The organism is Streptomyces sp. NPDC002156, assembly GCF_053593675.1.
Window position 1 is genome coordinate 1 of record NZ_JBSFDA010000116.1, and the last position, 16,916, is coordinate 16,916.

Sequence of the window (16,916 nt, forward strand, 5' to 3'; positions counted from 1 at the left end):
GCGATGTTTCACGTGAAACATCGCGAAACCACCTCCCGCGGACGCAGTCGACACAGCCAGGGACAACTCAGTGCGCGGCTTCGGCGATGTGGTGCGTGCCGATCCGCTTGCGGAACACCCAGTACGTCCAGCCCTGGTAGAGCAGGACCAGCGGGGTGGCGATCCCCGCACACCACGTCATGATCTTCAGCGTGTACGGGCTCGACGAGGCGTTGGTGACCGTGAGGTTCCAGTCCGGGTTGAGCGAGGACGGCATGACGTTCGGGAAGAGCGTCAGGAACAGCATCGCGACGGCTGCCACGATAGTGACCCCGGAGAACGCGAACGCCCAGCCCTCACGCCCCTTCTGTGCCGCCCCCAGCGCGGCGACGAGAGCGAGCACGGCCACGATCATCGCGGCCAGGGAACCACCGTCACCCTTGTCGGCCTGGGTCCAGGTCAGGAAAGCGAGCGCGACCACGGCGGCCACGAGTCCGACGCGAACCGCCAGCTTCCGTGCCCGTTCCCGGATGTCCCCGACGGTCTTGAGACCGACGAACACCGTGCCGTGGAAGGTGAACAGCGACAGGGTGACCAGGCCGCCGAGCAGGGCGTACGGGTTGAGCAGATCGGCGAGATTCCCGGCGTAGTTGAAGTCCGCGTCGATCTTCACCCCGCGCACGATGTTGGCGAAGGCCACGCCCCACATGAACGCGGGCAGCAGCGAGGTCCAGAAGATCACTGTCTCCCAGTTGCGCTGCCAGTTCTCCTCGGCCCGCTTCACGCGGTACTCGAAGGCGACGCCCCGCAGGATCAGACAGACCAGGATGAGCAGCAACGGCAGATAGAAGCCGGAGAAGAGGGTGGCGTACCACTCGGGAAAGGCGGCGAAGGTCGCGCCGCCCGCCGAGAGCAGCCACACCTCGTTGCCGTCCCAGACGGGTCCGATGGTGTTGATGAGGACCCGCTTCTCGGCCCGGTCGCGGGCGAGCAGCTTGGTGAGGACACCGACCCCGAAGTCGAAGCCCTCCAGGAAGAAGTAGCCGATCCACAGGACGGCGATGAGCACGAACCAGACGTCGTGAAGTTGCATGGCGATTCCAGCTCCCTGGGCCTAGTAGGAGAAGGCCATCGGCTTGTCGGCGTCCTGTGGGTCGCCGCCGATCTTCGTGGGCGGGTTGAGGTCGGCCTCGGTCAGTTCGGGCGGTCCGGCCTTGACGTACTTCACGAGGAGCTTGACCTCGATGACGGCGAGAATCGCGTAGAGCGAGGTGAAGACGATCATCGAGGTGAGGATCTCGCCCTGCGAGACCCCGGGGGAGACCGCGTCCCGGGTCTGGAAGATGCCGTACACGACCCAGGGCTGACGGCCCATCTCGGTGAAGATCCAGCCCCAGGAGCTGGCGATCAGCGGGAAGCCCAGGGTGAGGATGGCGATGCGCCAGTACCACTTGGTGAGCGTCGGGCCGAGGGCCTTGCCGGGGAGCAGCGAGAGGTTGGGCACCTCGTCGTCGCCGACCCGCAGATGCTGGGGCAGCATGAACTTCTTGCGGGTCAGCCAGAGTCCGGCCAGCCCGATCGCGAAGGACGTCATGCCGAAGCCGATCATCCAGCGGAAGCCCCAGTAGGCGACCGGGATGTTGGGCCGGTAGTCGCCGGGCCCGAACTTCTCCTGCTCGGCCTTGTTGACGTCGTTGATGCCGGGGACGTACGAGCTGAAGTCGTCGTTGGCGAGGAAGGACAGCAGGCCCGGGATCTCGATGGCGACCTTGTTGTGGCCCTTGTCCACGTCCCCGTAGGCGAAGACGGAGAAGGGCGCGGGCGCCTCGCCGTCCCACAGTGCCTCGGCGGCGGCCATCTTCATCGGCTGCTGCTTGAACATGACCTTGCCGAGGGTGTCGCCGCTGATCGCGGTGAGCAGACCGCCGATGACGACGGTGACCAGGCCGAGCCGCAGCGAGGTCTTCATCACGTCGATGTGCTTCTTGCGCGTCAGGTGGAAGGCGGCGATGCCGACCATGAAGGCGCCACCCGTGAGGAAGGCCGCGGAGAGGGTGTGGAAGACCTGGGTCAGCGCGGTGTTCTGGGTGAGGACCAGCCAGAAGTCGGTGAGTTCGGCGCGCCCCTTCTGCTCGTTGATCCGGTAGCCGACGGGGTGCTGCATCCAGGAGTTGGCCGCGAGGATGAAGTACGCCGACAGGATCGTGCCGATCGAGACCATCCAGATGCAGGCCAGATGGATCTTCTTCGGCAGCTTGTCCCAGCCGAAGATCCACAGTCCGATGAAGGTGGACTCGAAGAAGAAGGCGATCAGCGCCTCGAAGGCGAGCGGGGCACCGAAGACATCGCCGACGAAGCGCGAGTAGTCGGACCAGTTCATGCCGAACTGGAACTCCTGCACGATGCCGGTGACGACACCCATCGCGATGTTGATCAGGAAGAGCTTGCCCCAGAACTTGGTGGCCTTGAGGTACTTCTCCTTCTCCGTGCGCACCCAGGCGGTCTGCAGGCCGGCGGTGAGCGCGGCCAGGGAGATCGTCAGCGGGACGAACAGGAAGTGGTAGACGGTGGTGATGCCGAACTGCCATCGCGCCAGGGTCTCCGGCGCCAGAGCCAGGTCCACGGTGCCGCTCCTTACCTACGCTTGTGAAAGCGTTCACATTCACAAGCAATTATGCAGCACCGTTTCCTCAGTGGATGAAGGGGGGTCCCCGCCTGCTCGGCAGCGACCCCCTCACCAGCTCTGACCAGCTGAAACAGCATCCGAATGTGCCCTAGATCTCCTTCCGGAAGCCCTCCGTCACCTTCAGGAAGATGTCGTTCGCCTCGGTCTCGCCGACCGTCACCCGAACCCCCTCGCCCGCGAACGGCCGCACGACCACCCCGGCCCGCTCGCACACCGCCGCGAAGTCCACCGTGCGCTCCCCCAGCCGCAGCCACACGAAGTTCGCCTGGGTGTCGGGCACCGTCCAGCCCTGGCCGCGCAGCCCGTCGACCACCCGGGTGCGCTCGGACACCAGTGAACCGACCCGGCCGAGCAGCGCGTCCTCGGCCCGCAGCGAGGCCACCGCCGCGTCCTGTGCGAGCTGGCTCACCCCGAACGGCACCGCCGTCTTGCGCAGCGCCGCCGCCACCGGCTCGTGCGCGATCGCGAACCCGACCCGGAGCCCGGCGAGGCCGTACGCCTTGGAGAAGGTCCGCAGCACACAGACGTTCGGCCGGTCGCGGTAGAGCACGACCCCGTCCGGCACCTCGATGTCCCGGACGAACTCCTTGTAGGCCTCGTCCAGTACGACCAGCACATCATCGGGCACCCGGTCCAGGAACCGCTCCAGCTCGGTCCGCCGTACAGCCGTCCCCGTCGGGTTGTTGGGGTTGCAGACGAAGATCAGCCGGGTCCGGTCGGTGATCGCGTCCGCCATCGCGTCGAGGTCGTGCACGTCCCCGGGCGTCAACGGAACCTTGACCGACGTGGCGCCGCTGATCTGCGTGATGATCGGATAGGCCTCGAAGGACCGCCAGGCGTAGATCACCTCGTCGCCGGGCCCACTGGTCGACTGGACCAGCTGCTGCGCGACGCCGACCGAACCGGTGCCGGTGGCGATGTGGGAGACCGGCACGGCGAAACGTTCGGCCAGCTCGTTCATGAGCCCCGTACAGGCCATGTCCGGGTATCGGTTGAAGGCCCCGGCCGCGGCCGTCACGGTCTCCAGCACGCCGGGCAGCGGCGGATACGGGTTCTCGTTCGAGGACAGTTTGTAGGCCACCGGACCGTCGGCCGCGGCCGGCCTGCCCGGCTTGTAGGTGGGGATACCCTCCAGCTCGGCACGCAGCTTGGGGCTCGTCTCGCTCACCACAGTCCTCCTCGTGACCACCAGCTACCAATACTCCTCACCTTATGAGGATTCGGCGCCGCTGCGTACGGGTCGGCCGTGTCCGGAACACGTCCACCGACTTCGCCCCGCCCTGCGTGCGCCAACCCCACCTGTCCCACAGGCATCAGGGGTATCACCGTACAAAGTTGTACGAAATGGGGGGCGCATCGCACCTCATGGCACGCGCCGGTGGCTCACGCCGTGGCGCGCATCCCTCGTAGAGGTGAGTTGAGACCTCTTCGAAACATCGGTCACTTGGCAGGCCTATGCGCGCGGACAAGTCACGTAGGGCAGTAATATCGTTCAACTGACTTTCTTTCTAAGGCAGTTGATGAGTTTTGACCATGCAGAAACGTGCCTGTCAACGGCTGCATATGCGTCCGCACTACCCCACCGCATGAGCCCTACTATCGGCTCGCCATGACAGCAGCAGGGAAGCACCAGGTGAGCCGCGCGGAGACAACCCGACGAGGCAATCGGCCGGGACGGGCAGGCATCAGAGACGTGGCCGCCGCCGCCGGGGTCTCGATCACGACCGTCTCCGACGCCCTCAACGGAAAGGGCCGGCTCCCGGACGCCACCCGACGCCATGTCCGTGAGGTCGCGGACCGGCTGGGCTATCGCCCGTCGGCCGCGGCCCGAACCCTCCGTACCGGCAAGTCAGGACTGATCGGCCTGACCGTGACGACGTACGGGGATGAACCTTTCACCTTCACCGAGTTCGCGTACTTCGCGGAGATGGCGAGAGCTGCCACCTCGGCCGCGCTCGCGCGGGGCTACGCCCTGGTCATCCTCCCCGCGACCTCGCGTCACGACGTGTGGTCGAACGTCGCCCTGGACGGCACGGTCGTCATCGACCCGTCCGACCACGACCCGGTGGTCACCGAACTCGTCCGGCAGGGCCTCCCGGTCGTCTCCGACGGCCGCCCGGCGGGCTCGCTCCCGGTCACCGCGTGGGTCGACAACGACCACGAGGCGGCGGTCCTGGGCATCCTCGACCACCTGGCCGCCGCCGGCGCCCGCCGCATCGGCCTCCTGACGGGGACCTCCACCGACACCTACACCCACCTCTCCACCACGGCGTACCTGCACTGGTGCGAGCGGGTCGGCCAGGACCCGGTGTACGAGTCCTATCCGGCGCACGACCCGTGCGCGGGAGCCGTGGCCGCCGACCGGCTGCTGGCCCGTCCGGACCGTCCGGACGCCGTCTACGGCCTCTTCGACCCGAACGGCACCGACCTGCTCGCCGCGGCCCGCCGCTACGGCCTGCGCGTCCCGGACGACCTGCTGCTGGTCTGCTGCAGCGAGTCCACGGTGTACGCCAACACCGAGCCGCCGATCACCACGCTCTCCCTGAAGCCGCGCCGGATCGGCACGGCCGTGGTCCAGCTCCTGATCGACGCCATCGAGAACGTCGATTCGGACCTGCCGGTCGAGCAGGTGATACCGACGGAACTGATCGTGCGGACGTCCTCGCAGCGCCGTCCGCCGCGTACCACGGTCAGTCCGCCGCGGTCGCCCGAGGAAGGCTGATCCGGGGGCGGTGACGAGGGGCGGGGAACGTGGGCTTGTCCGGGGCGGGCTCCCGGGGAGCGGGGCCGTACGAGGGGTCGGCCCCGTAGGGGAATCGGGAGCCCGGCCCCGTTCAGGAACGCGGGCACCGGCCTCGGGACAGTTCACGGGCGCCGGTGTCATGATCGTACGAAGCGTCGGTGTCCGAGGGGTGGAGCAAAGTACGAAGCAGGGGAGTCCAGGGCGGTCCCGTACGGGAAAGCCCCTCCGAATCGGGGCGAAAGCCGCGGTGAACTGGGCTCCTTCGCCGATTCACCACCCCTGGGTCATCACATGGCGCGATCCGCATTCCTATGATGGGCCCACGACACCGCGGGCCGCTGCGACCAGGCAGTCCGATGCGGTGCAGATGCGGCGCGATGGTGGAGGGGTCGATGACTCAGGGGGCCGGTCAGGGACCCGAGGTGACGCGGACGGCGACGTTGCGCGACTTCCGGGTGCCCGCGTACGTCCATGAGACCGGTCCGTACGCCGACGGCACGGCCCCCGGCGACATCCCAGCCGGGACGGCCGACACCGAGGTCCAGGAGACCGCGGAGGGCGTGCAGACCCTGGCGGATCTGGACGAGTACCCCGACGGGTACACGCCGACCCAGCGCGACCTGCCCGTCATCAACCGCGGTGACACGCTTCAGGTGACCGTCGACCCCGCCGACCTGGCCGCCGACGGCCCGGGACCCCTGTTCGTCGTCGGGGACGTCCACGGCTACCTCGACGAACTGGTGGGCGCCCTCCAGGAGCAGGGCCTGATCGACAGCGAGTGCAACTGGTCCGCGGGCACCGCCCGGCTCTGGTTCCTCGGCGACTTCACCGACCGCGGCCCGGACGGCATCGGCGTCATCGATCTGGTGATGCGGCTGTCCGCCGAGGCCGCCGCGGCCGGCGGCTACTGCAAGGCCCTCATGGGCAACCACGAGCTGCTGCTCCTCGGCGCCAAGCGGTTCGGTGACACCCCCGTCAACTCGGGCGCGGGCACGGCCACCTTCCAGGCGGCCTGGCTGCTCAACGGCGGCCAGAAGACCGACATGGACCGGCTGCAGGACCACCATCTCCAGTGGATGGCCCGCCTCGACGCGATCGAGGAGGTCGACGGCCATCTGCTCGTGCACTCGGACACCACCGCCTACCTCGACTACGGCGACTCGATCGAGGCGGTCAACGACACCGTCCGCGAGACGATCACGCGCAACGACGCGGACGAGGTGTGGGATCTGTTCCGCAAGTTCACCAAGCGCTTCTCCTTCCGCGACGAGGGCGGTGTCGAGGCCGTACGCTCCCTTCTCGATACGTACGGCGGCACCCGCATCGTTCACGGCCACAGCCCCATCCCCTATCTGGTGGGCGAAGTCGGCACCGAGGACGACGGCGAGGACAGTTCCGGTCCGAACATCGAACATCCGCATGTCTACGCCGACGGACTCGCCATCGCAATGGACGGCGGCGTGACCATGGCCGGAAAACTGCTGGTCCAGGAACTTCCGCTGGATCTCTGACGGATATCCGGGCGTTCCTGGGGCAGGCGTCCCCCGGCGGTGAACCGCATCGGGCGGGGGACAGTCACACGGCAATTTCTTCAAACCCCCTGTCACCGCGCGCCGTCGCCGCTCTACCATCGGCTTATCCGTAGCAGGCTCCCCTCCGTTTCTGCCCGACGGCTCGTCAGCATGCCGAGCCCCAAGCCCTACGGAGCATCGGGGGATGCACATGAACAGCGTTCCGCAGCACCTGCTGAACGAGGACCGCCAGGAATACGAGCGGATCCTCGATGAGGCGCTGCGCTCCGCCCCACACCGCCCGGAACTGGCCGCCGTCGGTCAGCGGCTGAACCCCGAACAACTGCGCACCATGGCACTGAACGCCACGGCGCTCATCACGGTCGCCGCGGCGGCCGAATACCAGCACTACGTGAAGGTGCGCGACGAACTGCGCCACCCGGCGCCGTCCAACCCGTCCGTCCGCGGCACCGGCTCCACCGAGCCGGGCCCGAGCGCCATGGGGTTCGCCACCGGCATGGGCGAGGTCACCGCCGAGACCGCCGGGGCGGGCGCCGTCGCCGTTGTCGCGGTCCTGGCTCCCGTCCTCGCGGGCACGGCCGCGGCGATCTTCCTGCTCGTGGGCTACATCCTCAAGATGCTCGACCCCGAGCCGGCGTTCGCCCAGACCATGCTCACCACCGGATGGGTGTTCGGTGCGGTGACCGCGGCAGCGATACTCGTCGCCGCGGTCGGCCTGCTGCTCACCGCCCTGCGCAACAGCCCGGACCAGGAGGAGGCCGGGGCGTACGGCGAACTGACCGGGGAGGTGGCCCAGGCCAGGGAAGCCTGGCGCGAGGCCCTGCTGGAGCGCGGCATCCTGCCGTTCCTCCGCGAGGCCCTCGCCGACCCCGGTACGGCGGCCATGAACCGCAAACCGGCCCCGGAACCCACCACCGGCCGCATGCCGAACCTCGGCTACAACCGGCCCGGCTTCAGCAGCCCCGATGACGGCCCCACGAGGAGCCACCGCCCGAGCTTCACCAGCCCGGACTTCACCAGCCCCGACTTCGGAGGCCCGGACCACCCGCCGGAGTGACCGACCGGTGGTCCGCACGCAGGACTCAGGTGGAGCGGGCGGCAGCGAAGCCGCCTGACCACCTGGGCTTCCGCACAGCGCCCTTGCCGGTGTCAGTCCGCGATCGGCAGATAGACCCGGTTGCCCGCGGCCGCGAACTCCTTCGACTTCTGCGCCATGCCCTGCTCGATCTCCACCGGTGTACTGCCGTGTTCTCGGCGGATGTCGTGCGAGATCTTCATGCTGCAGAACTTCGGCCCGCACATCGAGCAGAAGTGGGCCGTCTTGGCGGGCTCGGCCGGCAGGGTCTCGTCGTGGAACTCGCGTGCTGTGTCCGGGTCGAGGGCCAGGTTGAACTGGTCCTCCCACCGGAACTCGAAGCGGGCGTCGGAGAGCGCGTCATCCCATTCCTGCGCACCTGGGTGCCCCTTGGCGAGGTCGGCTGCGTGGGCGGCGATCTTGTAGGTGATGACGCCGGTCTTGACGTCGTCACGATTGGGCAGGCCCAAGTGCTCCTTGGGCGTGACATAGCAGAGCATGGCCGTGCCCCACCAGGCGATCATCGCGGCACCGATGCCGGAAGTGATGTGGTCGTACGCAGGCGCGACGTCTGTCGTCAGCGGGCCAAGCGTATAGAACGGAGCTTCATCACAGATCTCCTGCTGTAGGTCGATGTTCTCCTTGATCTTGTGCATCGGGACGTGTCCCGGGCCTTCGATCATCGTCTGTACATGGAAACGCTTCGCGATCGTGTTGAGTTCCCCCAGCGTCCGCAACTCCGCGAACTGTGCCTGGTCGTTGGCGTCCGCGATCGAGCCGGGCCGCAGGCCGTCGCCGAGCGAGTACGTGACGTCGTACGCGGCGAGGATCTCGCACAGTTCTTCGAAGTTCGTGTACAGGAACGACTCCTTGTGGTGCGCCAGGCACCACGCCGCCATGATCGAACCGCCGCGCGAGACGATGCCGGTCTTGCGGTTCGCGGTGAGCGGTACGTACGCCAGGCGGACGCCCGCGTGCACCGTCATGTAGTCGACGCCCTGCTCGGCCTGTTCGACGACCGTGTCCTTGTAGATCTCCCAGGTCAGTTCCTCGGCCCTGCCGTCCACCTTCTCCAACGCCTGATAGAGCGGCACCGTGCCGATCGGAACGGGGGAGTTGCGCAGCACCCATTCACGGGTGGTGTGGATGTTGCGGCCGGTGGACAGGTCCATGACCGTGTCGGCGCCCCAGCGCGTCGCCCAGGTCATCTTCTCGACCTCCTCCTCGATGGAGGAGGTGACGGCGGAGTTGCCGATGTTGGCGTTGACCTTCACCAGGAACCGCTTGCCGATGATCATCGGCTCGATCTCCGGGTGGTTGACGTTGGCGGGCAGTACCGCACGCCCGGCGGCGATCTCCTCACGGACCACCTCGGGGTCGATGTTCTCCCGGACGGCCACGAACTCCATTTCGGGCGTGATCTCCCCGCGGCGGGCGTACGCGAGTTGCGTCACCGCCTGTCCGGTCCGGCTCCGGCGCGGCTGCCGGGGCCGTCCCGGGAACACCGCGTCGAGGTTCCTGAGCCCGCCGCGCGGCGAGGTGTGCTTGATCCCGTCGTCCTCCGGACGGACAGGACGGCCCGCGTACTCCTCGGTGTCGCCGCGGGCGATGATCCAGTTGTCGCGCAGCGGCGCCAGCCCCCTGCGGACGTCGGTGTCGACCAGCGGGTCGGTGTACGGGCCCGACGTGTCGTACAGGGTGACCGACTTCCCATTGGTGAGGTGCACCTGACGGACCGGCACCCGCAGGTCGGGGCGCGAGCCGCCGACATACCCCTTGTGCCAGCCGATGGACTTCCCGGCCTCCTGGGACTGTTCGCCCTGGGCGGGCTGTTCGTCCTGGCTGGAGGCAGGCGTGCGTACGTCCTTGATGGTCATGAGACCTACTCCCTACGCCGGCATTACCCGGTAACAGGTTCAGCGGTCGACGCAGCGGCTTCCGTCTGCCGATGTTTCATGTGAAACATCACTCGTTCCACATGTTCCACGTGAAACATCGCAAAGACGGAGGTCAGCGCCCTCTCAGCCCGGTGCTCCGAGCTCCCGCGTGTGCAAAGGTGCCTCCACGCTAGCGTCAATTTGGGCGAGGTGAACAGAGGGCCCCTGTCGTTCTTGCGATGATCGGGCGGTGACCACGACGCAAGGACCCCCGTACCCGCCCTCCGAGCCACCGCGCGGAAGCGGTGCCGGGCGCGCCTCCGGGCCGGGCAGCGGAAATGGCGACGACACCGGCCCGCAGCACAGGTTCCGGCTGGGCGACGGCCCCGGCGGACCCGATGGTGCGCCCGGAACCAGAGCCGGAACGGGCAGCGGCGCCGGCGGAGCGGCCGGACCGAGTGCCGGTCCCGGACACGGGCCCGGTCAGCGGATCGATCGCGGCTACGGGCCCGGATCGGGGGCGGGTCAAGGCGGCCGAACGGGCCCGGGCGGCCAAGGCCCAGGTCCCGGGTACGGAGCCGAGGGGCCCGGGACCGGTCAGTTCGGCCCCCTTCCGATGTCCGGTGGCGGGCGAGGTCCTGGCGCCGGGGCAGGCGGCGGGCACGATCACGGCTCCGGCCCGGGACAAGGCGCAGCCCATGGACACGGGAACGGCCCCGGCGACGGTCACAGCGGCGGACCTGGCGGCAAGTCCGGTGGTGGCCATGGCCTCGGACAAGGTGGCGGGCACGGGGCCGGACCGGGTGGCGAGCATGGGGGTGGGCACGGACCCGGGTCCGACGACTCCCACGGACCCGACGACAAGCACGGTTCCTCGCACGGCCACAGTCACAGCCATGGCCCGGCCGCCCCTGTCTCCATCCATCTGCGGAAGATCATCGGCGCGATCCTGATCCCGTTCGCCGCGGCGGTCGTGGTCGGGCTCGCGGTGCTGTGGCCCGGGGGCGCCCCCGCGCACGAGCGCACCGGCGTCGGCTTCGACCGGCAGACCCAGGAGGCGACGGTCACCAAGGTCGTCGCGGTGGACTGCAAGTCCGTCAACGCCTCGGGGGACACCCCGACCGGCGACACGTCCACCGCCGAGGGCTCCTCCGCCCAGCAGCAGGCGACCGGCGACTGCAAGAGGGCGACGATCCGGGTCGACACCGGTGACGACAAGGGCCGTACGTTCACGGAGATCGTCCAGCCGGACCAGTCACGGCAGTTGCACCAGGGCGAGAAGGTCGTGGTCGCCTACGAGCCCTCCGCGCCGAGGGACCTGCAGTACTCGGTCACCGACGTGAACCGCAGGCTCCCCATGGCCGTGCTGGCCGGCATCTTCGCGCTCGCCGTCGTGGTCGTCGGCCGTATGCGCGGTGTGATGGCGCTGGTCGCACTGGCCGTCAGCTTCATGGTGCTGACCTTCTTCATCCTGCCGGCGATCCTCCAGGGCTCGAATCCGCTGGTCGTGGCGGTCATCGGGGCCAGCGCCATCATGCTGATCGCGCTCTACATGTGCCACGGCCTCTCGGCCCGTACGTCCGTGGCGGTGCTCGGCACCCTGATCTCGCTGGTGCTGATCGGCGTCCTCGGCTCGGGGTTCATCGACTGGGCCGCGCTCACCGGCAACACGGACGACAACACGGGCCTGATCCATGGCCTGTATCCGTCCATCGACATGAGCGGCCTGCTGCTCGCGGGCGTCATCATCGGTTCGCTCGGTGTCCTCGACGATGTGACGGTGACGCAGACATCGGCGGTCTGGGAGCTCCACGCGGCCAATCCGACGATGGGGTGGCGCGGGCTGTATCGCGCAGGCATCCGCATCGGCCGCGACCACATCGCGTCCGTCGTCAACACCCTCGTCCTCGCCTACGCGGGCGCCGCGTTGCCGCTGCTGCTGCTCTTCTCGATCGCGCAGAGCAGCGTCGGGACGGTCGCCAACAGCGAACTCGTCGCGGAGGAGATCGTACGGACCCTGGTGGGCTCGATCGGCCTGGTGGCGTCCGTGCCGGTGACCACGCTCCTCGCGGCCCTGATGGTCTCGGCCGACCGCCCGGGCACGGCGTCTCCGGCTGCGGGAGCGGCAACGGGGGCCGGGCCCGGAACTCCCGCGGCGGCAGGGGCGGGAGCGGGAGCAGGGGCGGCGGCCCAGTCGGCCCCGGCCCGCGCAGGGAAGGGCCGTCGCCGCAAGCACTGACGGAGGCCGGGCGCGCTTCTCCTCCCGGCGAGGAGGAGAAGCGTTACGTCACCGCCGGGGGCTCCGTCGCCGATCCGCTCAGCCGGCGCTCTGTTCCTCCGCCAGGATGCGGACCAGCGCCTCGTCGAGGTGGGCGTCGAAGTCGGCGAGGGAACGCTCCTGCCCCAGCGGCACAAGCTTGTCCGTGCGGTCGAGGAACGCCACCAGCGGCGCCGCACCGGAGCGGAACAGCGCCTGGTCGCCGCCGACCTGAAGCCGGATCAGCACCTCGCCCAGGACATCCGCGTCGGCGGGCGAGATCCGCACATCTCCGTCCCCGCACGGCCGCCCCACGCCGTCGATCAGCAGCTCGCGCCCGAAGGCCCAGGTCACAGGGGCGTCGCCAGGCAAATGGAAGGTCAGCCGGACGGCATAGGGATCACAGGTCTCGTAGCGCAGCTCCACCGGAATGCGGAAGGAGAGCTCCTCCGAGACAAGAAAGCTCATCATGACTTCTGCCTGCACCGACTCGCGCATCGCCTACCCCGTCACTTGCCGTGAACTGGCCTGGAATCATCGCTCTGATACTGCTCGCATCTTGCTGAAAGTACACGGTGAATCACAAGGAGTGAGTTTTCAGATACTGATAGAGATCGCAAGCGACCCGAGCAGTCTTCCGACCTCTGTTTGCAACTGCTGTGCCGCGATTAGCAGTCGATCAGCCTGGCTGGAAGGTAGAGAAATGGCCAAAGTGGCGGCCGTGGATCCGATGGTGATCGGAATCGCCGCGCAGACCGTCCCCAGCGCGTACTCCTGCCGCTCCACGACCACTTCCATCCGCCGCATCCGGTCGAGGCGGCGCAGCAGCGCGTGGCTGTCACGCACCGTGTAGGGGGTGACCGCCTGCACGGGGTGGCGTTCGAGATGGTCGCGGCGGTCCTGCTCGTCCAACTGCGAGAGCAGGCACTGTCCGACGGCGTGTGCGTGCCCGGTCTCACGGAAGTCCGCCCACTCCTCGACCGCCGGGTTGGCGGGGGTGTCGGAGACGCACATGACCTCGACCTCGCCGTCGCGGTACACCGCGTAGTACACGGGTACGCCGATCGCGTCCCGCCAGTGCGCGAGTGCGTCCACCACCGTGCTGCGCCGCTTTTGCTGCGCACCGCTGCTGCCCAACTGTTCGGCCGCCTCGCCGAGGAAGAACAGCCCCTTCTCGCGCCGCAGATAGCCTTCGAAGACGAGCGTCCGCAGCAGGTGGTAGGCGGTCGGGAGGGCGAGACCGGTCTCGCGGGCCAGCTGCTTGGCGGGAGCGCCGTGTTCATGTGCGGCGACGGACTCCAGCAGTCGCATCGCCCGCTGCACGGAGCCGATCAGGGTCGCCGTGGGGTGCGGTTCGGCGGGCGGCACGAGCACGGGGACAGGTGCCGGTACGAGCGAGGGCACGGGTGCCGGCGCGGGTCTCTCGGTGGGCCGGACGCGCGTCCCCGGGGAGGGCGCGGCCCGCTGCTCGGGCCGGCGCTGTACGGGTGGAGCCTGTGGTGCCGCGGGTGCGGTGTCGACCATGACGAGGGTCACTCTCGAAGGCGAGGGGGCTGCCCGTGCGGAGAGACACGGAAGGAGGGGATGCGCCGTCCGCGGGGGCCGTCCCCGCGTCGAATTCCGGACTCTAACCGCCTGTCACCGCGCGCAGACGGCCCGTACGGGAAACTTCCCCCGCCCGAGGGAACCGACGAATCCTGTTACCGGCGCCCGCGCCGTCCCGCTCCCGCACCCCGATCACCCCTCGGCGGTCACCAGTCGCTGCGCGACGACGAACTCGACATGAACTTCCGTACGACGTAGATGAGTCCGCCGACCAGGGCGACGAAGACCAGCGCCTTGAAGAGCAGGCCGATGACGATGGTGGCGATGCTGACTATCAGCCCGCCGAACACGACGAGGGCGATGACCGGCACCGCGACCCACTTCACCCACCACGGCATTCCCGCGAAGATCTCTCGCATCGCCCTTTTCCTTACTTCTCCGCCCGTCGCATCTGCCGGGGCCTGTGCCCTTCGCTCGTGCCGGGACATTCGATGTTCCGCCTTCGATGCTAGGGGCGGAGGGGACCCGGCGGGGGCCTCGCATCCCTTGTCCTCCCCTGATCGAACCCCTAGGGAACCCTGAGGCTGCGGGTCACCTCTCGGGCGGAGAGAAGATCACCATGACCCGCAGGTCCTCGCTGATGTGGTGGAACTTGTGGGCCACCCCGGCCGGCACGTACACGACGCTGCCGCGCGCCACCTGGGTCGTCTCCATGCCGACGGTGATCGCGGCGCGCCCGCTCACCACGAAGTACACCTCGTCCTGGCTGTGGGGCTGCTGCGGGTCGTGCTCGCCCGCGTCCAGTGCGTAGAGGCCGACCGACATGTTCCGTTCGTGCAGGAACTGCAGGTAGGCGCCGTCGTTGGCGGCACGTTCCGCCTCCAGTTCATCCAACCGGAATGCCTTCATCGCCCTCGCCCACGCTCGTAACCGATCTCGTCTGCCACGATCAGACACATGAAGAATTTCGTAGTCAAGACGATCGCCAACGCGGGTGCTCTCGGCGTGGCCGTGTGGGTGCTGGACAAGATCACCCTGACCGGTGACAACACGGGCAAGAAGATCGGCACACTGATTGTCGTCGCGCTCCTGTTCGGCCTGGTGAACTTCCTGGTCAAGCCGATCCTCCAGGTGCTCACCTTCCCCCTGTTCATCCTCACGCTCGGCCTGATCACCCTGGTGGTCAACGCCCTGATGCTGCTGCTCACCTCATGGCTGGCCGACAAGTTCGACCTGAGCTTCCACGTGGACGGCTTCTGGACGGCCGTTCTGGGCGGCCTGATCATCTCGATCGTCTCCTGGGCGCTGCACATCGTCCTCCCCGACAATGACTGAGGACTCCCGATGACCTACCGCGTCTGCTTCGTCTGCACCGGCAACATATGCCGCTCCCCGATGGCGGAGTCGGTCTTCCGCGCGCGCGTGGAGGAGGCCGGGATGGCAGGCATGGTCGAGGTCGACAGTGCCGGCACGGGCGGCTGGCACGAGGGCGACGGCGCGGACCCGCGAACGGTCTCCGTGCTGGCGGCGGCCGGCTACGAAGGCGACCACGCGGCCCGCCAGTTCCGGGCCGCGTGGTTCGCCCGCCTCGACCTCGTCATAGCCCTCGACGCGGGCCACCTGAAGGCGCTGCGCCGCCTCGCGCCCACTCCTGAGGACGCGGCGAAGGTACGCCTGCTGCGCTCCTACGATCCGGCGGCGGGCGCCGATCTCGACGTCCCGGACCCGTACTACGGGGGTATGGACGGTTTCGAGGAGTGCCTTGAGATGGTGGAGGCGGCGAGCGCGGGCCTGCTCGCCGCGGTACAGGCGGAAGTGGAGGGACGGGCGGCATGAACGATCCGGCTGCGGACGAGGATTCGGGCGTACGCGCGAACCCGGGTTTGGGTGACGGCACGCGCGCGGTACGGGCGGGGCTGCCCGAGCCGGTCAAGTACGAACCGGCCCTCCCCGGTCCGGTGTTCGCGGCCCACTACCACCTGCCGGGCGCCCCCACCGGCCCCTACACCTACGGCCGCGACGAGAACCCGACCTGGACGCTGCTGGAGCGCGCCATCAGCGAGCTGGAGGCTCCGGGGCGGGACGGCGTCGAGACACTCGTCTTCGCCTCCGGCATGGCCGCCGTGTCGTCGGTGCTCTTCTCCCAGCTGCGCACCGGGGACACCGTCGTCCTGCCCGACGACGGCTACCAGGCGCTGCCACTGGTGCGGGCCCAACTGGAGGCGTACGGCATCGAGGTGCGCACCGCCGCAACGGGCGGCGACGCTCAGCTCGACGTTCTCGACGGTGCGCGACTGCTGTGGATCGAGACCCCGTCGAACCCGGGACTCGACGTGTGCGACGTACGACGGCTCGCCGAGGCGGCACACACGCGTGGCTGTCTCGTGGCCGTCGACAACACCCTGGCGACGCCGCTCGGACAGCGCCCGCTGGAACTCGGCGCCGACTTCTCCGTGGCCAGCGGAACCAAGCAGCTCACCGGGCACGGCGACGTGCTCCTCGGCTACGTCACCGGGGCGGACGCCTCCGCGATGGCCGCCGTACGGCGGTGGCGCAAGATCGTCGGGGCGATTCCCGGGCCCATGGAGGCCTGGCTCGCCCACCGGTCGATCGCCACGCTCCCCTTGCGCGTCGACCGGCAGGACGCCACGGCGCTGGTCCTCGCCGAGGCCCTGCGCGGGCGGCCCGAGGTGACCGGGCTGCGCTATCCGGGGCTTCCGGAGGACCCCTCGTACAAGATCGCTTCGCGGCAGATGCGGCGCTATGGGTGTGTGGTTTCCTTCGTGCTGCCCACGCGCGCGCGTGCCGACCGTTTTCTCGGCGCGCTGCGGCTCGTGGACGACGCGACGAGCTTCGGCGGGGTGCGGTCCACGGCCGAGCGGCGCGGCCGGTGGGGCGGGGACGCCGTGCCCGAGGGCTTCGTCCGCTTCTCGGTCGGAGCCGAGGACCCGGAGGACCTGGTGGCGGATGTGCTGCGTGCGCTGGAGGAGTCGGCGGACCGACCACTCGGCACGGGGTGAAGAGGTGCGTTCCGCTACGCCCACCGGCGGTCCGAGCCTCCCCCCTCGTGGCTCGGACCGCCGCGGTTCCGCGCGCGAAGAACCGCGCAAGCAAGGCTAGTTGACTCTGTGTCAGTGTCCAATCACTGTAGCGACAGAGACCTATCGACTTATTTATAGTTGGGCGCGGCCGGGGGGCCGGGAATGAGCAGAGAAGCGGAGA

15 protein-coding genes are annotated in these 16,916 nt (G+C 68.6%); 7 read left to right on the forward strand and 8 right to left on the reverse strand.

The genetic code is table 11. The features are described 5' to 3' along the window. Positions 1 to 67: 67 nt before the first annotated feature. From cydB to hisC, 3 genes are all read right to left on the reverse strand, one after another. Positions 68 to 1,072 (reverse strand): cytochrome d ubiquinol oxidase subunit II, encoded by a 1,005-nt coding sequence (gene cydB, locus ACWCRB_RS34395; protein WP_450999810.1) that lies wholly within the window; start codon positions 1,070 to 1,072, stop codon positions 68 to 70. Between the two features lie 21 nt (positions 1,073 to 1,093). Beyond that, on the reverse strand, positions 1,094 to 2,602 hold the full coding sequence (locus ACWCRB_RS34400; protein ID WP_450999811.1) for a cytochrome ubiquinol oxidase subunit I: 1,509 nt from the start codon (positions 2,600 to 2,602) through the stop codon (positions 1,094 to 1,096). Positions 2,603 to 2,753: 151 nt separating this feature from the next. Next, entirely contained in the window at positions 2,754 to 3,833 is a 1,080-nt protein-coding gene (hisC, locus tag ACWCRB_RS34405) for a histidinol-phosphate transaminase (protein ID WP_450999812.1), read from the reverse strand. Between the two features lie 441 nt (positions 3,834 to 4,274). Between hisC and ACWCRB_RS34410 the strand changes: the two genes are divergently transcribed. The 3 genes from ACWCRB_RS34410 (at position 4,275) to ACWCRB_RS34420 (ending at position 7,997) form a co-directional block, all read left to right on the forward strand. Further along, the gene (locus ACWCRB_RS34410) at positions 4,275 to 5,387 is read left to right on the forward strand and encodes a LacI family DNA-binding transcriptional regulator (protein ID WP_450999813.1); all 1,113 of its coding nucleotides are present in this window, start codon (positions 4,275 to 4,277) and stop codon (positions 5,385 to 5,387) included. A gap of 398 nt (positions 5,388 to 5,785) precedes the next feature. Continuing rightward, positions 5,786 to 6,919: a metallophosphoesterase gene (locus tag ACWCRB_RS34415; RefSeq protein WP_450999814.1), complete on the forward strand. Its 1,134-nt coding sequence runs from the start codon at positions 5,786 to 5,788 to the stop codon at positions 6,917 to 6,919. A gap of 205 nt (positions 6,920 to 7,124) precedes the next feature. Further along, positions 7,125 to 7,997, forward strand: a complete 873-nt coding sequence (locus ACWCRB_RS34420) for a hypothetical protein (protein ID WP_450999815.1) — start codon at positions 7,125 to 7,127, stop codon at positions 7,995 to 7,997. Between the two features lie 92 nt (positions 7,998 to 8,089). Here the strand turns inward: ACWCRB_RS34420 and thiC are convergent, their stop codons facing one another. Further along, positions 8,090 to 9,892: a phosphomethylpyrimidine synthase ThiC gene (thiC, locus tag ACWCRB_RS34425; protein ID WP_450999816.1), complete on the reverse strand. Its 1,803-nt coding sequence runs from the start codon at positions 9,890 to 9,892 to the stop codon at positions 8,090 to 8,092. Positions 9,893 to 10,508: 616 nt separating this feature from the next. Between thiC and ACWCRB_RS34430 the strand changes: the two genes are divergently transcribed. After that, positions 10,509 to 12,131: a YibE/F family protein gene (locus ACWCRB_RS34430; protein ID WP_450999817.1), complete on the forward strand. Its 1,623-nt coding sequence runs from the start codon at positions 10,509 to 10,511 to the stop codon at positions 12,129 to 12,131. A gap of 78 nt (positions 12,132 to 12,209) precedes the next feature. On the opposite strand, the gene ACWCRB_RS34435 is transcribed toward ACWCRB_RS34430, so the two are convergent. From ACWCRB_RS34435 to ACWCRB_RS34450, 4 genes are all read right to left on the reverse strand, one after another. After that, complete coding sequence (locus ACWCRB_RS34435) at positions 12,210 to 12,647, reverse strand: SsgA family sporulation/cell division regulator (protein ID WP_235476861.1); 438 nt, start codon at positions 12,645 to 12,647, stop codon at positions 12,210 to 12,212. Between the two features lie 99 nt (positions 12,648 to 12,746). Then, the gene (locus ACWCRB_RS34440; protein WP_450999830.1) at positions 12,747 to 13,673 is read right to left on the reverse strand and encodes an IclR family transcriptional regulator; all 927 of its coding nucleotides are present in this window, start codon (positions 13,671 to 13,673) and stop codon (positions 12,747 to 12,749) included. Positions 13,674 to 13,900: 227 nt separating this feature from the next. Then, on the reverse strand, positions 13,901 to 14,113 hold the full coding sequence (locus ACWCRB_RS34445) for a DUF5326 family protein (protein ID WP_450999818.1): 213 nt from the start codon (positions 14,111 to 14,113) through the stop codon (positions 13,901 to 13,903). Positions 14,114 to 14,285: 172 nt separating this feature from the next. After that, positions 14,286 to 14,603: a cupin domain-containing protein gene (locus tag ACWCRB_RS34450; RefSeq protein ID WP_235476859.1), complete on the reverse strand. Its 318-nt coding sequence runs from the start codon at positions 14,601 to 14,603 to the stop codon at positions 14,286 to 14,288. Positions 14,604 to 14,651: 48 nt separating this feature from the next. Between ACWCRB_RS34450 and ACWCRB_RS34455 the strand changes: the two genes are divergently transcribed. Genes ACWCRB_RS34455 through ACWCRB_RS34465 form a run of 3 tightly spaced genes read left to right on the forward strand, consistent with a single transcriptional unit; the run spans position 14,652 to position 16,714 of the window. Further along, positions 14,652 to 15,029 carry a phage holin family protein gene (locus ACWCRB_RS34455; RefSeq protein WP_450999819.1) on the forward strand — a complete coding sequence of 126 codons (378 nt, stop codon included), beginning with the start codon at positions 14,652 to 14,654 and terminating at the stop codon, positions 15,027 to 15,029. Between the two features lie 9 nt (positions 15,030 to 15,038). Then, positions 15,039 to 15,530 (forward strand): low molecular weight protein-tyrosine-phosphatase, encoded by a 492-nt coding sequence (locus ACWCRB_RS34460; RefSeq protein ID WP_450999820.1) that lies wholly within the window; start codon positions 15,039 to 15,041, stop codon positions 15,528 to 15,530. Next, positions 15,527 to 16,714, forward strand: a complete 1,188-nt coding sequence (locus ACWCRB_RS34465) for a cystathionine gamma-lyase (protein ID WP_450999821.1) — start codon at positions 15,527 to 15,529, stop codon at positions 16,712 to 16,714. Before ACWCRB_RS34460 ends, ACWCRB_RS34465 begins: the two co-directional genes overlap by 4 nt. Positions 16,715 to 16,916: the final 202 nt, after the last annotated feature.